This window comes from Anaerohalosphaeraceae bacterium, assembly GCA_035378985.1.
GTDB lineage: Bacteria > Planctomycetota > Phycisphaerae > Sedimentisphaerales > Anaerohalosphaeraceae > JAHDQI01.
This window is the reverse complement of the sequence record DAOSUR010000009.1, coordinates 71,221-88,892: the sequence shown is the minus strand read 5'-3', so window position 1 is coordinate 88,892 and position 17,672 is coordinate 71,221. Positions and strand designations below refer to the sequence as shown.

Genomic DNA, 17,672 nt, shown 5'->3' with positions numbered 1-17,672 from the left:
TCCTTACGGCTGAAGTTGTTTGGCAGCTTGCACACAGGCCAGGCGGACGGCTTTCAGGCAGGATTTGGCCTTGTTTTCGGTTTCTTCGAATTCGACGGCCGGGATGCTGTCATAGACGATGCCGGCTCCGGCGCGGATGTAGGCGGTATGGTCCCGAATCTGGAGACTACGAATCGTGATGCAGCTGTCGAACTGGCCGTCCACGGTCAGGTACATCACGGCGCCGCCGTAATAGCCGCGTTTGTTCTTTTCCAGTCGGCGGATGATTTTCATTGCTTCGATTTTTGGAGCGCCCGTGAGGGTGCCCATATTCATCGTGGCCAGGTACGCGCTGAGGGCATCCAAATCCGGACGCAGTTTTCCCTTGACGTTGCTGACCAGATGCATCACGGATTCGTAGCGTTCGACCGTGAGCAGTTCATTGACCAGGCGGCTGCCGGGCCGAGAGACGCGGGCAATGTCGTTGCGGGCCAGGTCCACCAGCATCATGTGTTCGGCCAGCTCCTTGTGGTCCAGCTGAAGTTCGGCTTCGTATCGCATATCGGTTTCGGGGTCAATGACGCCGTCCACCCAGCCGCGGGGTTTGGTGCCGGCGATGGGCCGGATTTCCACGATGCGGTCCTTTTTGCCGCTGACGCGCAGGTTCAGCTCGGGGCTGGCTCCAATCAGGCAGGTGGTGCCGGTGTTCAGATAGAACATATACGGAGAGGGATTGAGCAGGCGGAGCCGCCGATAGACATCCAGCGGCTCGGCGGGGCACGGTTCGGTGATGGTTCGGCTTAAGACAACCTGAAAGATGTCGCCGTTGCGAATATGCTCTTTGGCGGTATGGACCATCTGCTCGTATTCCGGCTGAGCGGTGTCGGTTCCCGGAGGAGGCAGAGGGCCTTCGTAAAAGGCAGGTTCGGGCCGTTCTGTCTGCATCTGCCGCAGATAGCGGTCAAAACGGGCCATGGCCTCTTCGTAGATAGCCTGACGATTGCCGTTGGTGATGACGGCATTGACAATCAGATATCCCTTGCTTTGATGATGGTCCATCAGGAAGATATTGTCCGCAAAGTACAGTTCATAATCCGGATTGTCGAGCAGGTCATTCTGATTGGGCGGCAGGGTTTCAAACTGGTCGATAAAATCATAACTGATTGCCCCGAGCAGCCCGCAGGTAACGCGGAAAGGGGGGCTGGCCAGCTGGAACGCAAACGCCACGGCCCGAATGACATCCATCTGGCTGACGCTTTTGAGGCGGGTATGCTCATCGGTTTTGCCTGACGGGCGCTGAATGGTGCCGGTTATAGCTTCCGGTGTAAATTGAACGGTTTTGCAAAAAGCAAAGCGTTCCGGGCGTTCGGCCAGGTATTGAATCATCCGTTTGCCGGTCGGACTGAGAGCCCGGATTTCGAAGCGGTCTTCCCGGCCGGTCAGATAGAGGGCCGGGTCGGCGGTCCCGAACGTCAGTTCGTTGCCTTTGGCCTCCGAGAGATAATCACGGGACTCAAGCAGACAGCAGTGCCGGGCCCGGCCGTAGTCGCTCAGGCGGGCGAAAAACTCAACCGGGCAGGACAGTTCAATTTCCCGGACCATCGGAATGATTTGTCCGGGTTTAGCCTGTTCGATTCTGGTTTTATAATCTGTCATTTTTACGGGTTCCTTATCTTGTTCAGGTTTCGGGAATAAAAAACGACCCGGTATAAGGCCGGGTCGAGGAGAGATTTTTGTTAACGGAAATACGATTCCTGCCGACCGCGGGCCTATGCCTGCGGCCGCCACCAATACTCTTTTTGTGTCAAGGCGATACTATTCATAGAAACAAGTATATCGAATTTTGCCGTCCGGTTCAATAAAAAAAACAAAAAAATTTTTTTGGATGAACAAATCGGCGGAAGTGGATGTTTGGTGTCCGGTTTGTGCGGGACGTTTACAACAGGGGAATATCCCCCACGCCGCTGAGGATATAATCGGGCCGATAGGGAAATTTTGCGATATCCTTTTCCCGTGTGATGCCGCTGAGAACCAGGACGGTATCGATTTCGGATTCGATGCCGGCAATGATGTCGGTATCCATTCGGTCGCCGATGATGACGGTTTCCTCCCGCTTGCAGGCAAGCCGTTTGAGCGAGTGCCGCATAATCAGGGGGTTGGGTTTTCCGATGAAGTAGGCCTGTCGGCCGGAGGCGATTTCGATGGGAGCCGTCAGGGCCCGACAGGCCGGAGCGATGCCGGCTTCGACGGGGCCGCTGATGTCCGGGTTTGTGCCGATCAGTTTGGCGCCGCCGAGGACGAGATTGACGGCTTTTTCTATCTGGGCGTAGTTGTAGGTGACGGTTTCTCCAACGACGACGTAATCCGGATTCTCTTCCGTCAGGCGAAAGCCCTGTTCGAGCAGGGGCTGACGGAGGCCGTTGTCGCCGATCACATACGCGCTGCCGCCGGGTTTCTGGGAGGCCAGAAACGAAGCTGTGGCGATTCCGCTGGTCATGAAGTGTTCCGGCGAAACGTCGATGCCCATTCCCGCCAGTTTTCGGCTTAATTCCTCCGGCGTTCGCGAGGAAGAGTTGGTCAGGAAGAGGTATTGTTTGCCCTGCTGTTTGAGCCAGTGGACGAACTCTTTGGCGCCGGCCAGCAGGCGGCTTCCGTGATACAAAACCCCGTCCATGTCGCAGATAAAGGCCCGTTTTTGGTGGAGCGGGTGCATTTATTGGATCCCTGCATGATAGGATTGGAGAGAACGGACCGTCGATTCGCGTGCCTTTCTGGCGGCGATGCCTTTGACGCTGGCGGCCGCCGCTGCAACCGTGGTGATGTACGGGATTTTGTACTGGATAGCGGCCTTGCGGATGTAGGAGTCATCGGTGGCGCTTCGTTTGCCGATGGGGGTGTTAATGACCAGCTGAATTTCTTTATTCTTGATTGCATCAAGGATGTTCGGACGGCCTTCGTACAGTTTGAAAATCCGTTCGACCTTGACGCCTTTTTTGCGAAGGTAGTCACAGGTTCCTTCGGTGGCGACCAGCCGAAACCCGATGTCGGCAAACTCTTTGGCAACCGGCACAATGGCTTCTTTGTCAGAATCGTTGACGGTAATCAAAACCGTTCCTTCCAGCGGCAGGGACTGCTGGGTGGCCTCCTGCGCTTTGAAGAAGGCCATTCCGAAGGAATCGGCCATGCCGAGCACTTCGCCGGTGGAGCGCATCTCCGGACCGAGAATCGGGTCCACTTCGGGGAACATATTGAACGGGAAGACGGATTCTTTGACGCCGAAGTGAGGAATTTTGCGGTGTTTGAGATTCATATCCCGGAGCTTTTTGCCCAGCATAATCTGCGTGGCAATACGGGCCATCGACAAACCGCAGACTTTGGAGACCAGGGGTACGGTGCGTGATGCCCGCGGGTTGGCCTCCAGCACATAAACTACATCATCGGCGATGGCGTACTGCATATTCATCAGGCCGACGACGCGAAGTTCGGCGGCGATTTTGCGGGTGTATTCACAGATGGTGTCAATGTGTTTTTGGGGAATAGAGACCGGCGGAATCACGCAGGCGGAGTCGCCGGAGTGAATGCCTGCCTGTTCGATATGTTCCATTACTGCGGGGATGAAAACCTCAGTGCCGTCGGCAATGGCGTCCGCTTCGGCTTCGACGGCATTCACGAGGAATTTGTCGATTAAAATCGGACGTTCCGGTGTAACATCCACGGCGGCGGCCATATATTCGCGGAGCATTGTTTCATCGTGAATGACTTCCATTCCGCGTCCGCCGAGGACATAGGACGGCCGGAGCATCAGGGGATAGCCGATTTCCTTTGCAACCCGCAGGGCTTCTTCGATGCTTGATGCCATTCCGGCTTTCGGCATCGGAATTCCGAGTTTTTCCATTCTGGCGCGGAAGCGGTCGCGGTCTTCGGCCAGGTCGATGCTGTCAGTGGAGGTGCCGAGGATGCGGACGCCGGCTTCTTCGAGCTGGCGGGCGATGTTCAGCGGGGTTTGTCCGCCGAACTGGACGATAACACCCATCGGCTTTTCCTTTTCGTAGATGCTCAGGACGTCTTCCACGGTCAGCGGTTCAAAATAGAGCTTGTTGGAGGTGTCGTAGTCGGTGGAGACGGTTTCCGGGTTGCAGTTGACCATGATGGTTTCGAACCCTTCATCCCGCAGGGCAAAGGCGGCGTGGACGCAGCAGTAGTCGAATTCGATGCCCTGGCCGATGCGGTTGGGTCCGCCGCCGAGCACCATCACTTTTTTGGGATTGGACGAGGAGCTGACCTTGTTCGGAGCGTTGTATGTGGAGTAGTAATAGGCGGCATTTTCCACACCGCTGACGGGAATGGGTTCCCATCCTTCGACAATACCCAATCGGGTCCGATGTTCCCGAATCTGCTCTTCTTTGACGCCCAGCAGTTTGGCCAGATAGCGGTCGGCAAAACCGTCTTTCTTGGCCTGCCGCAGGAGGTCATCGGGCAGCGGTTTGCCTTTGTACTTGAGGATTTTTTCCTCCAGCTGAACCAGCTCGGCCATCTGCTGAATGAACCATTCTTTGATGGCGGTTTTTTCGACGAGGGCTTTGACGGAGGCGCCTTTGCGAAGGGCTTCGTACATCAGGAACTGCCGCTCGCTGGAAGGATGATTGAGCCGTAGCATCAGCTCTTCCAGCGAAAGAGAATTGAAATTTTTGGCAAAGCCCAGCCCGTATCGACCGCTTTCGAGCGAACGGATGGCTTTCTGGAAGGCCTCTTTGTAGGTCTTTCCGATGCTCATCACTTCGCCGACAGCCCGCATCTGGGTGCCGAGTTTGTCTTCGATGCCTTTGAATTTTTCAAAGGCCCACCGGGCGAATTTGACTACGACATAGTCGCCGGAGGGGGTGTATTTTTCGAGCGTTCCGTCTCTCCAGTAGGGAATTTCGTCGAGGGTCAGGCCGCCGGCGAGCATGGCGGAGACCAGAGCAATGGGAAAGCCGGTTGCTTTAGAAGCCAGAGCCGAAGACCGGGAGGTACGCGGGTTGATTTCGATAATGACGACCCGGCCGGTTTTGGGGTCGTGTGCAAACTGAATGTTGGTTCCGCCAATGACGCCGATGGCATCCACGATGTCGTAGGAGTATTTCTGAAGCTTCTGCTGAAGAGCTTTGTCGATGGTGAGCATCGGGGCGGTACAGAAGGAATCGCCCGTATGCACGCCCATGGGGTCCACGTTTTCAATAAAACAGACAGTGATTTTCTGCCCCTTGCTGTCCCGGACGATTTCCAGCTCGAGTTCTTCCCAGCCCTGCACGGATTCTTCCACGAGGATTTGGTGAACCAGACTGGCATCCAGGCCGCGTGCAGCAATGGTGCGGAGTTCATCGATGTTATAAACCAGGCCGCCGCCGGTGCCGCCCATGGTATAAGCGGGGCGGATGACCAGCGGAAAGCCCAGCTCTTTGGCGATGTCTTCGGCTTCCTGCACGGAATAAGCCGGTTTGCTGCGGGGCATGTCAATTCCGAGCCGCTGCATTGTGTTTTTGAATTCGATTCGGTCTTCGCCGCGTTTGATGGCATCAACCTGGACACCGATGACTTTGACACCGTATTTGTCGAGAACACCGCTTCGGGCCAGTTCGGAAGAAAGATTCAATCCGCTTTGACCGCCCAGGTTGGGCAGAAGAGCGTCCGGCCGTTCCTTCTGGATAATTTTTGTCATTGTTTCCAGGTTTAGGGGTTCAATGTAGGTGACATCTGCCATCCCGGGGTCGGTCATAATGGTAGCGGGGTTGGAATTGACCAGAACGATCTGGAAGCCGAGTTTGCGCAGGGCCTTGCAGGCCTGAGTTCCCGAATAGTCAAACTCACAGGCCTGACCGATGATGATAGGGCCTGAACCGATAATCATTACCTTTTTAATATCCTTGCGCTTCGGCATTTTCTTTGTCTCCATGCAGAAAAGGGTGAACATTCTGGTTTGAGCGGATAAGGTAAACGAAACTGAAAAAAGATACAAGATAAAAAAAGAAGATAATCAGTATAAGACCGGTTGATAAGAAACAATGAATGAGTTCATTTTTTTGAAGTCAGCAGGAGCAAAAAGTCAATCTGTTAAAGTGACGTAAACAACTTGCCCGGCGGCAAGGGGAGAATTTGCCTTGGCGGCGGAGCAATCTACCATAAAATAACGGTCGCAGCGGCCCGCGGGAGGATTTGTCTGTTCGAGAATCACGCGAACGGTCTGGCCGAGGAACTGACGTCGAAACGTTTCCTGAAGTTCTTTGTCCAATTCCTGAAGTTTTTCCGCCCGCCGGCGGATGATTCCTGCTGGAACAGGCGGTTTCATTCGAGCGGCTGCTGTACCCCGTCTGGGGCTGAACGGGAAAATATGAATTTTGGCAAATCTGACCTGACGGCAAATCTCAACGGTTTTTTCAAAATCCTCTTCGGTTTCACCGGGAAAGCCCACAATGATATCTGTTGTGATAGCCGGTCGATCTAACCGCTCCTGAAGTTTTCGGCAGATACGCAGATATTCCTCCGATGTGTATTGGCGGGCCATTCGTTTCAGGATGGCATCTGAACCGGATTGCAGGGGCAAGTGAAAGTGGGGGACAAGATTAGGATATTGTTGATAGACTTCAATGAGTTCGTCCGTTACATCGGCCGGCTCCAATGAGCTGAGACGAAGTCGAATTAGGTTTGGGATAGCCAAAAGCTGCTTGAGGAGAGAAGGCAAAGGATTCGGTTGTGAAATATCCCAGTCTTTTCGGCGGGCTGTGGAACGTCCCCAAGCCCCCAGAAAAATGCCTGTGAGGACAATTTCCTTATGACCGGCGGCTGTGAGAGCTTGGGCCTCTTCGAGAATCACATCGAAGGGCTTGCTCCAGATTCGGCTGCGTATTTTTGGAACAATACAGTAGGTGCACCAGACATCACAGCCGTCCTGAATTTTCAGGAAGGCACGGGTTTGTCCGGAAAAGCTCTGCAAGGGGCCGAACGGGTCGCAGGAATCAAATTCTTGGAAACACAGGTCGTTTTTGTGCTTGATTTTATAGGAAAATGGTGTTTTACTGATTCCGTTGGATACTCTGTCTTCAGATGAGTCTGACAAAGAACGCAGGATATCCAGCAGCTGATGTTTATCGGCGACCCAGACGGCGGTTTTCGGCAGGTCGGCGGTTTCCTCTGCGGGAGCGGCGGACAGGCAGCCGGTAAGAATCAGAAAGGCGGAGGGGTTCTGCTTGTGGAGTTTGCGGACGGCCTGACGGCTTTTCGAAGCGGCGGTTTGGGTGATGCAGCAGGTGTTGACGACAACCAGGTCGGCCGGAGAACCGGAGGGGGCGGGGCAGAAGCCGTGAGAGCGCAGCCATTGTTCAATCTGGCAGCTTTCATATTGATTGACTTTGCAGCCGAGCGTATGGATGATAAAGCGTTTCATAGACGGCTTACTATAGAATGAGGAGCGGGGCGGATGCAAGTTTTTTTGCGGGCCTCTCTCGGATGCGAAATAGATAGAAGAAAGGAACATCATGGCCAAAGCGTCGCATGCGGTCTGGGGGATTGATATTGGAACCTGTTCGCTGAAGGCCCTGCGGCTCCGTCAGGGTGCAGAGGGGCTGGAGGTTGTGGGGTTTGATTATCTTGAACATGATAAAATCCTTTCGACGGCGGATATTACTCCAGAGGAAAAGCGAGAAACTATTCGCCAGACTCTTCGGAACTTTCTAAAGCAAAATGAGGTTGGCAAAGAAGAGGTGGCTATTGCTATCGCGGGGCAAAACAGTTTTGCCCGTCTGGTGAAAATGCCGCCGGTGGATCCCAAACGAATCCCCAAGATTGTTCCTCTCGAGGCCGTTCAGCAGATTCCATTTGATATCAATGAAGTGGAATGGGATTGGCAGCTGCTGAAAAATCCGGACAGTCCTGATACAGAAGTGGGTATATTTGCCATAAAAAATGAAGTCATTGCGGAAATGCTGGACTTTTTCAGCCGGGAGAACCTCCGGGTCAGCTGTGTGCAAATCAGTCCCATTGCTTTGTACAACTATGCCCTTTATGACATCAAAGAAATCAGTGCATCCTCAGGAAAAGCCACAATTCTTTTGGATATGGGAGCCGAAAATACAACGCTGGTTATCGCAACACGGGATTCCGTCTGGCAGAGGAGCATTCGAATCGGCGGAAACACGTTTACAGAGGCGATTGCGGATGCCTTTAAGCTGAAGTTTGCCAGAGCCGAGAAGCTTAAGCGGACCGCTCCGATGAGCAAATATATGCGGCAGATTTTTACGGCGATGAAGCCCGTTTATACGGATTTGGGAGGAGAAATCCAGCGAAGTCTGGGCTTTTATGCCTCCAGCGGAGCCGGTCGAGATAAAGGATTCTCACGAATCCTGGCCCTGGGAGGCGGTTTTAAGCTGCAGGGGCTGACCAAATATCTGCAGCAAAGTCTGGGGCTGCCGGTGATTAAGCCGGATTCGTTCGAGCGGCTTGTGCTCTCGCCGGACGTTTCTGCAGCCAAGTTTCATGAAAATCTTTCTGAGTTCGGGGTAGTCTACGGTTTGGGAGTTCAGCTGTTGGGGGAATCAAAGATTGAAACCAATCTTCTGCCCAAACGGATTGCCCGGGCGATGGCCTGGACCCGCAAGGCCAAAGTATTTACAGCCGCCGCATCGGTCTTTTTGGCTGTTAGTCTGATTTGTCTGCTGTGGACTTTCCGGCTGCTTCAGCAGTACAGCCGGGAAAACAGCGGGCTTCGGACGGTTCAGGCCGTAATGCAGCAGGCCCAGAGCATTAATTCAGCCGTTTCAGACTTTGAAAGCCAAAAACCGATGTTTGAACAGCAGGTTCAGAAAGAGATGGATTTGTTCAAGTATCGGCAGATTGTTCCTCTTTTGAATGAAACGCTTTTGAAATGTTTTCCGAACAAAGAAAATACCCCGGCAATTGCTGAGCTGTACGATGCTTTTGTGAATGGAGATCTTAAAACCATCCGCTCCATTCCTCGCGGGGACAGGAAAGTGATGTTTGTGACGCGGCTGGAAGTTCAGTTTGCTCCGGATTTGGCTGCGGCGGCCCTGCCGCAGGGAAGTCGCCGCTCGATGACCGGCTATGGTCCCGGTGCCGGCTTCGGCGGGGAAGTCGGCGGTTTTATGGGAGGGCCGGTTATGCAGCCCGGCGGGATGCCTCCGGAGATGATGCCGGGAATGCCCGGCGGGGAAATGGGGACCGCAGGAGTTCAGTCCGCGACCCAGGCGGGTTTTGTGGTTCTGATTGAGGGATACAGTCCCTACAAGGAAATTGCCCAGCTTCTGGACCCGCCCGGTGTCGGGACCGACCAAACACGCTGGGGAGTTGTTACCCGTTTTGAGAACCTCAAGACCCTGTTTCCTGACACGCCGTTTGAGCTTTTCGGCAAAGGGGATATCCGGCATTTCAAAGATGAATCCGGTCCCGTGGACCCGGCGGATATGCAGATGCCGGCGGGAATCGGAATTCTCCGGGAAGTGGAAAGGGTTCCGTCGAGCCAGGCGGGCGGTGCAGCCGCGGGAATGACGGCGATGCCGGGCGGTCCGGTCGCCGGAGGGATGACAGGGGCAGTTCCTACTCGTATCACAAAGGAAACAGTTTTGGTTGACCCGATGACCGAGGAGGAAATCAGCAGGACCCTCGATATTATTACTCAGGAAGATATTAAGAATAATCCGTCGTATACAGACCGGGATTTGGGGCGTGTGAAACAAACGCCGTTTGGGGAACCTCAATATATTATTCGGGATCATTGGTTTCGAATTCAGGCAAAATTTGTATGGAAAGATGCTCCGGCTCTGCCGGAGCTGACCGCCGGCGGCGGAATGGGTGGCGGTTTTTACCCGGGTGCGGTTCCGGCGGGGCCTGGAGGCGGCGGGGGCAGGGGAGGCGGCGAATTTTAAAAAGTTTGGAATTCGCGGGAAAGAATTTCGATACAACAAGGAACAACAAAAATGGTTATGGATATAGTCAAAGGGTATCTTAAGAAATATTCGGCGCTTTTGCTTCCGGCGGGGCTGCTGCTGGCAGGACTGATTCTGTTTCTTCCGACCATTTTGATTGGGCGCACGGTCAGTGAAAAGAAACAGGAATGGGAGAAAATCGCTCAAACCCTCGACAGTCTGACTCGGACAACTCCGCCCAAGGAACAGGCCGAACAGATCCAAAGGATTCTTCAGCAGTACAAGACTGATGCGGAAGCGGTTCAGAAAATGTCCCTTCAGTCTTCGATGCGGGATTTGATTAAATATGGGATTTTCCCGAAATCGGCGGATACATCTTCACAAATTTATCAGGATTTCGGGCGGCGTTATCGGGCTGCGATTGAACAGATGGTTACCGAGCGGTTGAAGGCCCTGGATGCTCCTTCGGATGCCGAAATCCGTGCTGCGGGCGCAGGACCGGGGGCGGGAGCGGTCCGCGGCGGCGAGTATGTTGGAGGAGGTGCAGGGGGAATCGGTTTTGGAGGCTCAACCGCAGAGAATCCGATGGTAAACGCTGTCTGCAATGCCCGAGCGGAACGGATTGTGATGTATGCCAATCCGCGTGTTTTTTCCTGGTACGATTTTTGGGAGTCTTATCAGTTTGTCGGTGCCGAACAGGCCCTGCGCGACTGCTGGTTTTCTCAAACGGCTTATTGGATTTATGAAGACGTGGTGGCGGCCATTGAAGCGATGAATACCGGTTCGCAGCGGGTAGCCGATTCTCCCGTTAAACGTCTGCTGGGAGTCAGTTTTCAGCGACCGGTGTCTGATGTTTCAATGGTGTCTCCGTATCCGACGGGGAATATCCCACGCGGTATCGGCATCGGCGGAATCGGAGGCCTTGCCGCTTCAGCAATGGCCGACCCTCCGGCTTATGTTTTAGCGGGTTCGACCAGTCCGCTGGTCTCGCGTCCCTGGACGGGGCGGACCTGCAACGACGAAATGGATGTAGTCCATTTTGCAGTCTCGGTTATTGTGGACAGCCGCTATACACAGGCGTTTCTGAAGGAGCTGTGTTCCGCCAAGCCTCATGTTTATCGAGAGGGATTCAAGGAAAACGGCGAGCTCCGACAGGCCCGTCATAATCAGATTACGATTCTTGCCAGCACCTTTTCCGCGGTCGATAAACAGAGTCTTCCTCATCTCTACTATCGGTACGGTACAGATGCCGTGATGCGGGTGGACCTGGTTTGCGAATATCTGTTTCTTCGAAAAGCATACGATGAGATTAAGCCGGAACCGGTGAAGGTCCTTCTGGGGCAGTCCCAGCAGGGTGCGTCCTCTGTGCCGATGGGGCCGGGAGGATATTGAAAGGCCCCCTTTACGGCGGCTTAAAGTGATGAAAACGGAATAAAGTGTGCACAGGATATTTTCATGAGCAAAAAACGAGAGAACTTTCTTGAGCAGCATTTCGATAAAATCATTCTTGCCGGAATCGGCCTGATCAGCATCGGGCTGCTGTGGCTGTTTATTTTTCGCAATCCGTTTGGTCCTGTGATCGACGGGCGCAGGGAATCTCCCGGTTCGGCACAGACCAAGCTGGTTCAAAAGGCCGAGCGTCTTCGTGAAAAAATCGAAAGTCCTTCCGATGCCGTTGCAATGCCGCAGCCGGATTTTATTCCTTCTTTTGAACGGCTGCTCAGCTCCTCCATTCCTTCTCTGAATCTGCAGGTTTATCCGATGCTTCCCGGCATTGGACGCCAGCCGATCGAGACGGACCGGGAATATGCTGTGCCGGAGATTCCTCCTCTCCAGGATGTTCAGATGGCTTATATCCGTGCAGCGGCGTATGTTCCGACGGAAGAGATTACGCCGGAAATGCCGTATGACAATGTTCCGACTCAGATTGGAGATGTGGATTTCGTAACTGTGTCGGCACGGCTGGATGTCCGCCGGATTGTTCAGCAGTTTCAATCCGCCTTTATGGGATTGGGTGTCAGACCGGCCCACAGGGACCCTGTTTTGGCTGTACCGGTGGCCGCTCGGGTGGAACTGCAGCGAAGAGAACAGCTTCCGGATGGGACCTGGGGACCATGGGTGCGTGTGCCGGTTCCCCAGACGATTGCCTACAAAAAACTTTTTGACCAGCTGCCGGACCGTACCGAGGACCTGAGCGGAGGAGGTGTTTCCGTTCAGATGGAGCAGTTCAAGGAGCGAATTCGACAGTCGTCTCTTCTGCAGCAGCGTGCGTATGATTTTGCTACATCCCGCTACCAGTACTGGATGCCGCCGCCTTTTCTGGAAGAGGCTCAAAAGCTTCTCCAGCAGCAGCGGGATGAAGCCCGCCGAGCAGCTCAGCAGGCTGCCGGTGCCGGCGCAGCGGGAGCGGGGCGAGGAGGGGTAGCCGGAGGAGAAACTCCGTTTCCGGGGGCCGGCGGGCCGCGTCCGACTCAGCCGGGAAGACAGCCGCGTCCGGCTCGTCCGGAACAGCCGGCGCGAGGACGTGAACCGGTTCGACCCGGAGCAGGGGAAATGATGCCGGAGACGGCCGCTCCGACAGGGCCGGGAGGCGCTGTTCGTCCGGGTACTCGTCAGCGCACAATAGAAGACGTTTGGCGGGATTTTCAGAAGGAACTGCTGACAGATGACTGGTGGAAAAGGACGGAGCCGCTGCTGATTTGGGCTCATGATGATACGGTTCAGCCGGGCAAGACCTATCAATATCGTATTCGTGTAGGGATGTTTAATCCGATTGCCGGTAAGGACTGGTTTAAGGCGGAGCAGCAGGAGTTCAAGAATCAGGTGGTTCTGTGGACGCCGTTTGCAGAAACAATCGCAAAAAAGAACGAACCGCTAATTGCTTCCATTCCGAAGACCCTTCATATTTTCCCGATGGATGTTTCTAAAACAAATCCGATAGCGGTAAATGTCCGGGTTTCCAAATATTATATGGGTCGCTGGAGAAGTCAGGATTTCGAGGTTCTTCCGGGACAGACGATTGGGTCGGTTGTCGAGGTGAAAAAAACGACGACGTCTCCTGCAGAGGCCGGTGCGGGACTTGGAATGGAAGGAACGACGCCTCCGCCTCCTATGATGGGCGGCGGAATGCCGATGCCTGCGGAAGGGGCGGGGATGATGGGAGCTGTCAGGCCTGAAAAAGTTGATTTTACGACTCCTTATCTTTATTTGGACCAGATTTCAGAAGTAGATTGGTCTGGGACGATGACGGCTCTGCGTCGGCGGGAGTTTGTGAGTATTCTCTATGCAAAGGAAGACGGTGTGCTTGAAAAACTGCCAATCCGTCAGCCGAACTGGTCGGCGGAGCTGCGGAAGAATTATCGAGATGTCCAGGAAGCGGAGCGTGAGGCTGAAAATGAGGTTTTTGTCGGTCGGACTCCTCAACCGGGGCTGTCGCCGACTCCCGGCGGTTTTACACCGGGTGGGTTTACCCCTGGCGGCTTTGCTCCAGGCGGATTTCCAACTCCAATGCCGCCCGGCGGAGTGAGAGGGGAAGGTTGATGTCACATTTAAGGATGTTTATTTTGTATTAAATATACCTCTTTCCTCTTTTTTGTTTTTAGGAAAAAACATTTTTTGTTGCTTTAAAAGTTTATTTTGTTAAACTTGTATTAGTTGTAATAGTACAACAAGAAAGGAAACGTTTTGCAGATTACAATTGTTTCCAGTTCTGAACGGCCGGTTTATCAGCAGATAATCGACCAAATCAAACAGGAGATTGCTTCCGGACGGTTCCTTCCGGGTGAACAGCTGCCGACAATTCGCCAGCTGGCCGTGCAGCTTGTTATCAATCCGAACACGATTGCGAAAGCTTACAAATATTTGGAGCAGGAAGGGCTCATAAATACCAGACCGGGCGGGGGTTCTTTTGTGTCCGAAATCTCCTCTCGACTCAGCGAAACGGCCAAGAAGGAAATTGTCTGCCAATTTCTGAAACAAGCGGCCGTCGAGTCCGTCCTTCTTAAGGTGGCTCCAGAACGATTGAAGGAGTGGTTTGAAGAAACCTTAAAAAGCTACAATATCGATACACAAAGGAGATGAAAATGGACACGTATGTTGTGCAGACGGAGGGGCTGGTGAAGTATTATGACGGCCGGTCTGTTCTGAAAGGAGTGACTTTGAAAATTCCTCAAGGATGTATTTACGGTCTTTTGGGGCGAAACGGTGCCGGCAAAACCACGCTGATACGGATTTTGCTCGGTCTGGAAAGTCCGACCCGCGGAAGGGCTTTTCTTTTCGGGGAGGATTCGCAGATGCTTTCCAGAAAGACAAAAACCCGAATCGGGTATACGGCAGAAGGACATCCTTTAATCGGGACATACACGGCGGGCCGTCTGGCTGCTCTGTGCAGGGGGCTGGCCGGATGCTGGAATCAGAATCTTTTCGAGGAGTTGGCGGGTTTATTCAATCTGCCGATGAATCGGAAGGTCAAAGACCTGTCCGCCGGAATGAGGGCTCAGCTGAATCTGACTTTGGCGATGGCGGCAGAACCGGAGCTGCTGATTCTGGACGACCCGACCCTCGGGCTGGATACGGTTGTCCGAAGGCAGTTTCTTGAATTGGCGATTGACGTCATTCAGCGTCAGGGGCGGACAATTCTGTTCAGTTCGCATATTCTCAGCGATGTGGAACGTATTGCGGATCGAATCGGAATCTTGGTGAACGGACGGCTGGCGGCGGACTGCACCCTTGAGGGACTGAAAAACGGAATACGAAAATTTCGTGTGATTTTTTCCGACCAGGCTCCCGAGCGGCTTTACCTGACCGAATTAATCCGCCAGCACAAGGAGGGACGAGAGCTGGTCTTCACGGCCGCCAACTGGAATGCGCTGAAAATGAAAATGGTTCAGTCGCTGCAGCCGCAGGAGATTGTGGAAATCCCGATGAATCTGGAAGAAATCTTTCTCGAATGCACGAGAACGGAGCCGGTCTATCAGACGGTTTAACAGAAAGGAGCGGGCGATTATGTGGACGCTGATTCGAAGAGAAATCGAAGATATGTGGGTGTTTTATCTGGTGTTTCTGCTGTTATGGGTCGCTGCGGTTCTTTTGCTTGCCTCTGCGGCTTTTCGGGGGACGGAAGAGGCACTTCGTCTCAAAGAGGGGGTTGTGTACCCGTATCCGTTTCTGTGTGTGGTATTAGCGGTTCTGGGCGTTTCGCAGATGTATTTTGATCGGATGCGCCGCCTGTCGGCTTTTCTGCTGAGCCGGGGAACGGTTCGTCGGCAGGTTTTTGCAGCCCGGGTTGCGGCCGGTCTTATTCCGAACCTCTTTTTTACGGCAGGTCTGGGCGCTGTTTCGATGGTTCTGTTCAGGAACTTTGCGTTTTATAATGCGGCCTTTCGGAATGACCTGATTTCCTCTTTGATTTCCGGTTTTTTAGCGGGGACGGCTTGTTATGGAATCGGGCTGGCGGCGGGCTGGACGTCCAGCCGAGTCTTTCCGACACTCGGAACGCTGGGGCTGGTTATCATTGTGCTCAGTTTGCTGGTCATCAAGGGCTTTGATATTCAGGTGCAGATTCTCTTTCTGACAGCGACGGTTTCCGCCGTGCTTGTGGGCTGGGAAAGCTATCGAACTTCTTCTCTGTAAGGAGAGGGTTTATGACACGTACTGGAAATGGTTTGAAGATTTTTACGGCGGGCTTTCTGGTTCTTCTCTTATGGGCCATCCTTCTCTTCTGGGCGGATTGGCTTTGCCGAAACGGGATTGCTTCTGCAAACTCTCGCCGTGATGAGGTTTCTGTTGTGTTGCTGGAGGATGTGGATAGAAAAAAAGATCCGAACTTTTTCCCCTGTTCTCTTTTGGTTTCTTTGGGAAGTGACCTTCCTGCGAATGTATTGAGAGAGCCGGCATGGACCCCTTTGGCGGATGCCCCGCGTTCCGTGATTGAGAAAATTGCAACCGGATGGATTGTTTTCCAGTATGATGCAGAAAGCGGTCTGTTCGAATGTCAATACTGCAAAGGGAATCTCCGGCGGCAGAAGGGGGCGGCATATTATTTAGGTCCCGGAGGCATAAGCTCTGAAAAGAAAGAATCGCTCGGGCGATTTCGTGATCCGTTCGTTTATCAAGACGGACAGTGGGGAAAGTTTTTTATCTATGACCGACAGCTGCGGCAGTTTTTCCGTTTCAATCTGTGGGGAATGGGGCCGCGGTTTTCGGCCGGTCCCGTTCTGGGAGATTCCATAGAACCGATTCAATTTGGCTCATTGCAAAAGGGAAGGGAAATTGTTGTTATCGCCAAGGAAGCTCGTCGATGGAGGCCACCGAAGACAGGGCAGACCGGCGGTTATGCGGGACAATGGAGGTTGGAAACAGTTCCTTCTAATTTTCGTCTGGATACGGCTGGGCCCTGGCTGCTTATGCTGGAAGCAGACGGACAAATCCTGCGTCTGAATAAAGAAAGTCTCTGCATAGAAGGCCCCGCGGGACGTTTGCCTGCTCCGGTTGATCTGTTTGGCTCTCGGACAGAGGGACGACCGAACAAATTATCTGCATATCGGGTGTATCCTGTGTGCCGTGAGGAAAACGGCAGACTGGTCTATTATGGCTGCTGTGCCGCCTCCGCGGCTCCCGAAGGGGTCGGTTTGGCTGTCGAGTGTTTTGATGCTCAGGGGCAGCTGACGGGCAGAAATCTGTTTCATTCCGCTGCGGAGGATTCTGTTTCAGAAAATTATGAAGTGGAACTGATGAGCCGTCTTTTCGAACGGGGGGACGGAGCGCTGGCGATAACCGCCCGCTTTTTTGCCGATTCGCTGCAGCCGGCGGTTTTTCACGGTTTGTCATTTCTGTGTGCGGAGGCAATCGAGCCGCGGGCCGGTATGAGGGCGTTGTTTATCCGTCCTCACAGTTTTATCGGGATTCTTCGAAGGTGTCGGCAGATGAGTCTTCCTTCACAGCTTTTTTCGACCTTTTTGATGCTGCTGCCCTCGCTTTTCGTGGGTCTTTGGGTCGGGCTTTGCCTCCGCAGGAAGTTCCTTTCGTTCGGCGGCTCGTCCCGGGCTGCGCGCGGGTGGTTTGCAGCGGGGATTTTGTTCGGGATACCTGCATGGATTACATTCAATCTGGTGCGGCCCAAAGAAAAAATGGTCACTTGTCTGAATTGCGGTTCGCTGAGGCGGCCGGACCAGATGAGCTGTCATGTCTGCCGGACGGGGTGGGATTTCAAGGGGCTGGAATCGCCGGATTGGTGCCTGGTGGAACCTTTGGAGGAGTCGGAGTCACCGGTTGGTCCTGCGATGTCAGAACGGCAAACGGAGTTATAAAATATCCGGTTTGATGAGCCAGTTTAGCTGCCAGAGGCCGTCGTCATTACGCTGCAGACAGACCACACCGGCTTTTTCGAAAAGCACGGGTTCGGCGTCTGCACTGCCGCAGAGCAGCAGACCGGCCAGCCGCGACAAAAACGGCAGGTGTCCGACAATCATCAGGTCGGTTTGGGCTTTTTCAATTTCCTCGGCAATCGGCTCCGGGTCGCCATCGGGAGAAAGCCCGTCGTGCTTGTGCAGGGGGCAGGGCCCCTTTACAGCGGCGTGGAAGAGTTTGGCCGTCTGGAGGGCCCGCGTTTTTCCGCTGTGCCAGACGGCTCCGACGGAGATGCCCAGCCGTTTCACAAACTCTGCGGTCTGCTGGGCCTGCCAGTATCCTTCCTCTGTGAGGGGTCGGTCTGCATACTGCTCTTTCGGGAAGGCCTGAGCATGCTGAATCAAATACAGATTCATTGCCTGTCCTCTTGCT

The 17,672-nt window shown here is 53.8% G+C and carries 12 protein-coding genes; 7 read left to right on the top strand and 5 right to left on the bottom strand.

Annotation, left to right across the window (positions count from 1 at the left end):
• Nucleotides 1-3: 3 nt before the first annotated feature.
• The 4 genes from PKY88_08115 to mtaB form a co-directional block, all read right to left on the bottom strand.
• Nucleotides 4-1,635, bottom strand: coding sequence for an anthranilate synthase component 1 (locus PKY88_08115; GenBank protein HOQ05161.1), 1,632 nt, complete (start codon nucleotides 1,633-1,635; stop codon nucleotides 4-6).
• A gap of 280 nt (nucleotides 1,636-1,915) precedes the next feature.
• Complete coding sequence (locus PKY88_08110; GenBank protein HOQ05160.1) at nucleotides 1,916-2,692, bottom strand: HAD-IIA family hydrolase; 777 nt, start codon at nucleotides 2,690-2,692, stop codon at nucleotides 1,916-1,918.
• Entirely contained in the window at nucleotides 2,693-5,896 is a 3,204-nt protein-coding gene (gene carB / locus PKY88_08105; protein ID HOQ05159.1) for a carbamoyl-phosphate synthase large subunit, read from the bottom strand. It abuts the gene before it with no gap.
• 165 nt (nucleotides 5,897-6,061) lie between these two features.
• A complete protein-coding gene (mtaB, locus tag PKY88_08100) occupies nucleotides 6,062-7,399 on the bottom strand; it encodes a tRNA (N(6)-L-threonylcarbamoyladenosine(37)-C(2))-methylthiotransferase MtaB (GenBank protein HOQ05158.1) in 1,338 nt (445 codons plus the stop codon).
• A gap of 91 nt (nucleotides 7,400-7,490) precedes the next feature.
• On the opposite strand from mtaB, the gene pilM reads away from it, so the two are divergent.
• From pilM to PKY88_08065, 7 genes are all read left to right on the top strand, one after another.
• On the top strand, nucleotides 7,491-9,893 hold the full coding sequence (pilM, locus tag PKY88_08095) for a type IV pilus assembly protein PilM (protein ID HOQ05157.1): 2,403 nt from the start codon (nucleotides 7,491-7,493) through the stop codon (nucleotides 9,891-9,893).
• 51 nt (nucleotides 9,894-9,944) lie between these two features.
• Entirely contained in the window at nucleotides 9,945-11,285 is a 1,341-nt protein-coding gene (locus tag PKY88_08090; protein ID HOQ05156.1) for a hypothetical protein, read from the top strand.
• 63 nt (nucleotides 11,286-11,348) lie between these two features.
• Nucleotides 11,349-13,433, top strand: a complete 2,085-nt coding sequence (locus PKY88_08085; GenBank protein HOQ05155.1) for a hypothetical protein — start codon at nucleotides 11,349-11,351, stop codon at nucleotides 13,431-13,433.
• A gap of 144 nt (nucleotides 13,434-13,577) precedes the next feature.
• Nucleotides 13,578-13,973 (top strand): GntR family transcriptional regulator, encoded by a 396-nt coding sequence (locus PKY88_08080; protein HOQ05154.1) that lies wholly within the window; start codon nucleotides 13,578-13,580, stop codon nucleotides 13,971-13,973.
• Nucleotides 13,974-13,975: 2 nt separating this feature from the next.
• Complete coding sequence (locus PKY88_08075; protein ID HOQ05153.1) at nucleotides 13,976-14,878, top strand: ABC transporter ATP-binding protein; 903 nt, start codon at nucleotides 13,976-13,978, stop codon at nucleotides 14,876-14,878.
• 19 nt (nucleotides 14,879-14,897) lie between these two features.
• Nucleotides 14,898-15,524 (top strand): hypothetical protein, encoded by a 627-nt coding sequence (locus PKY88_08070; protein ID HOQ05152.1) that lies wholly within the window; start codon nucleotides 14,898-14,900, stop codon nucleotides 15,522-15,524.
• 11 nt (nucleotides 15,525-15,535) lie between these two features.
• Entirely contained in the window at nucleotides 15,536-17,200 is a 1,665-nt protein-coding gene (locus tag PKY88_08065) for a hypothetical protein (GenBank protein ID HOQ05151.1), read from the top strand.
• Here PKY88_08065 and sixA read toward each other — a convergent pair.
• Entirely contained in the window at nucleotides 17,195-17,656 is a 462-nt protein-coding gene (sixA, locus tag PKY88_08060) for a phosphohistidine phosphatase SixA (GenBank protein HOQ05150.1), read from the bottom strand. The genes PKY88_08065 and sixA overlap by 6 nt on opposite strands.
• Nucleotides 17,657-17,672: the final 16 nt, after the last annotated feature.

Coding starts and splice junctions, on each gene's coding strand:
- PKY88_08115 (HOQ05161.1), bottom strand. CDS start 1,635: ATGACAGATTATAAAACCAGAATCGAACAGGCTAAACCCGGACAAATC.
- PKY88_08110 (HOQ05160.1), bottom strand. CDS start 2,692: ATGCACCCGCTCCACCAAAAACGGGCCTTTATCTGCGACATGGACGGG.
- carB (HOQ05159.1), bottom strand. CDS start 5,896: ATGCCGAAGCGCAAGGATATTAAAAAGGTAATGATTATCGGTTCAGGC.
- mtaB (HOQ05158.1), bottom strand. CDS start 7,399: ATGAAACGCTTTATCATCCATACGCTCGGCTGCAAAGTCAATCAATAT.
- pilM (HOQ05157.1), top strand. CDS start 7,491: ATGGCCAAAGCGTCGCATGCGGTCTGGGGGATTGATATTGGAACCTGT.
- PKY88_08090 (HOQ05156.1), top strand. CDS start 9,945: ATGGTTATGGATATAGTCAAAGGGTATCTTAAGAAATATTCGGCGCTT.
- PKY88_08085 (HOQ05155.1), top strand. CDS start 11,349: ATGAGCAAAAAACGAGAGAACTTTCTTGAGCAGCATTTCGATAAAATC.
- PKY88_08075 (HOQ05153.1), top strand. CDS start 13,976: ATGGACACGTATGTTGTGCAGACGGAGGGGCTGGTGAAGTATTATGAC.
- PKY88_08070 (HOQ05152.1), top strand. CDS start 14,898: ATGTGGACGCTGATTCGAAGAGAAATCGAAGATATGTGGGTGTTTTAT.
- PKY88_08065 (HOQ05151.1), top strand. CDS start 15,536: ATGACACGTACTGGAAATGGTTTGAAGATTTTTACGGCGGGCTTTCTG.
- sixA (HOQ05150.1), bottom strand. CDS start 17,656: ATGAATCTGTATTTGATTCAGCATGCTCAGGCCTTCCCGAAAGAGCAG.